The 2,238-nt window shown below is 42.4% G+C and carries 5 protein-coding genes; all 5 read right to left on the bottom strand.

Going from position 1 to position 2,238, the window contains the following annotated elements; translation table 11 throughout:
- Nucleotides 1–165 precede the first annotated feature (165 nt).
- Nucleotides 166–561 carry a 30S ribosomal protein S11 gene (gene rpsK, locus N521_RS00150; protein ID WP_003217231.1) on the bottom strand — a complete coding sequence of 132 codons (396 nt, stop codon included), beginning with the start codon at nt 559–561 and terminating at the stop codon, nt 166–168.
- Nucleotides 562–581: 20 nt separating this feature from the next.
- Nucleotides 582–947 carry a 30S ribosomal protein S13 gene (gene rpsM, locus N521_RS00145; protein ID WP_003217023.1) on the bottom strand — a complete coding sequence of 122 codons (366 nt, stop codon included), beginning with the start codon at nt 945–947 and terminating at the stop codon, nt 582–584.
- Between the two features lie 21 nt (nt 948–968).
- Entirely contained in the window at nt 969–1,082 is a 114-nt protein-coding gene (gene rpmJ, locus N521_RS00140) for a 50S ribosomal protein L36 (RefSeq protein ID WP_003156543.1), read from the bottom strand.
- A 31-nt stretch (nt 1,083–1,113) separates the two neighbouring features.
- Entirely contained in the window at nt 1,114–1,332 is a 219-nt protein-coding gene (infA, locus tag N521_RS00135; RefSeq protein WP_003217190.1) for a translation initiation factor IF-1, read from the bottom strand.
- Nucleotides 1,333–1,642: 310 nt separating this feature from the next.
- A partial coding sequence (gene map / locus N521_RS00130) for a type I methionyl aminopeptidase (RefSeq protein ID WP_035389169.1) occupies nt 1,643–2,238 on the bottom strand: 596 nt, incomplete at its 5' end.

The raw sequence follows: 2,238 nt of genomic DNA, 5'->3' as shown, positions 1-2,238 counted from the left end.
CCTCCTTCAAAACGTCGAAACCTCGAATAGAATCATATGAGATTCCATCCGAAATTCCTCATTGTTTAGTCCCGTATGTGCTCAGGCAACGAGTCGTGTATTCGTCTCATAAATAACTGTATCATAACCCATTATTGACAGGGACACAAAATCTATACAAACAAATTACACGCGGCGACGTTTTGGTGGACGGCATCCGTTATGAGGAACTGGAGTTACGTCTCTGATTGCAGTAACTTCAAGACCTGCAGCTTGAAGCGCACGAATTGCAGCTTCACGACCAGAACCAGGACCTTTAACAGTTACTTCAAGTGTTTTAAGACCATGTTCGATAGAACCTTTAGCAGCAGTTTCAGCAGCCATTTGTGCAGCGAAAGGAGTAGATTTACGAGAACCTCTGAATCCTAATGCACCAGCACTTGACCAAGAAATTGCGTTTCCATGAACATCAGTAATCGTTACAATCGTGTTGTTGAAAGTGGAACGGATATGAGCGATTCCAGCTTCAATATTCTTTTTCACGCGACGTTTACGCGTATTTTGTTTACGAGCAGCAGCCATTCTTTAACTACCTCCTTTACTTATTTTTTCTTGTTAGCTACAGTACGACGCGGACCTTTACGAGTGCGCGCGTTGTTTTTTGTGTTTTGTCCACGAACAGGAAGTCCTCTACGATGACGGATTCCGCGGTAGCTTCCGATTTCAATTAGACGCTTAATGTTAAGTGAAACTTCACGACGAAGGTCACCTTCTACTTTAAGTTTGTCAATGATATCACGGATTTTACCTAGTTCGTCTTCAGTTAGATCGCGAACGCGAGTGTCTTCAGAAACACCTGCTTCTTTAAGGACTTGTTGAGCCGTCGTACGACCAATTCCAAAAACATATGTTAAAGAAATGACAACACGCTTATCACGTGGAATATCTACACCAGCAATACGAGCCATGATTTGGGCACCTCCTTGTTATTAGCCTTGTTTTTGTTTATGTTTTGGGTTTTCACAGATCACCATTACTTTTCCTTTTCTGCGAATCACTTTACATTTTTCACAGATAGGTTTAACAGATGGTCTCACTTTCATGTGTTTCCAACCTCCTTCTTCCGGAGTTGCTTTATTTGTAACGGTACGTAATTCTACCACGAGTTAAGTCATATGGAGATAATTCTACCGTAACTTTGTCTCCAGGTAAAATGCGAATGAAGTGCATACGGATTTTTCCTGATACATGAGCCAAAACTGTATGACCATTCTCTAGTTCAACTTTGAACATTGCATTTGGCAAAGTTTCTGCTACAGTACCTTCCACTTCAATTACATCGTCTTTCGCCATTCAAGTGTTCTCCCTTCTTCAAATCAGTAACTTGCTCTCTGATAAATGTCCAAATGAGATGTTCTCAATTGTCCATCTATCACCCGACCTGTTTTGAATATACTGTTCTGAACTTCCGGAGATACGCAATCATAAAAGGTTAAATGATTGATATTTTTTCTTAGGAGAATGAATTTACGCTTTTCTCCGTCTGCGATTAGTACATGGCAGCCATCGAACACGCCGATGACAGCTGTATACTGATCTTGTTCTTTCCTTGGACTATACAGACAACCTGCCCGATTTGGGCCTGAAAGGCTTCAGTGAAGACCTAAATCTTAGTCAGTATATCAAAACCTGTATCTGTAATCGCAATCGTATGCTCAAAGTGAGCACACTTTTTCCCATCAACCGTTACAACCGTCCAGTTATCAGCCAGTGTTTTCACATATCGGCTGCCTGCGTTCACCATCGGTTCGATGGCCAACACCATTCCAGGTTTGAGCCGTGGGCCTTTGTTCGGCGGACCATAATGAGGAATTTGAGGGTCCTCATGAAGATCCTGTCCGACCCCATGTCCAACATATTCTCTAACAACTGAGAAATTCTCACCTTCAACATACGTTTGTATGGCATGGGAAATGTTTGACAGACGTTCACCTGGCTTTGCTTCCTGTAAGCCCTTATATAGAGATTCCTCTGTGACTTCCAGTAGTTTGCGGTCCTCATCACTGATTACCCCAACTGGATAAGTCCAAGCAGAGTCACCATGATAGCCATTTAACTTTGCGCCGATATCGATACTAATGATGTCTCCATCACGTAAAACCCGTTTACCAGGAATACCGTGAACGAGTTCTTCATTCACCGAAACGCAAATGCTCCCGCGAAAACCATTATACCCTTTAAAAGATGGGATTGCACCCT

It is taken from the genome of Bacillus sp. UNC125MFCrub1.1 (assembly GCF_000701305.1).
In the GTDB taxonomy this organism is placed as follows: domain Bacteria; phylum Bacillota; class Bacilli; order Bacillales; family Bacillaceae; genus Bacillus; species Bacillus altitudinis.
Note: the sequence above shows the minus strand (reverse complement) of the source record. Positions and strands in the feature narration are given on the sequence as shown.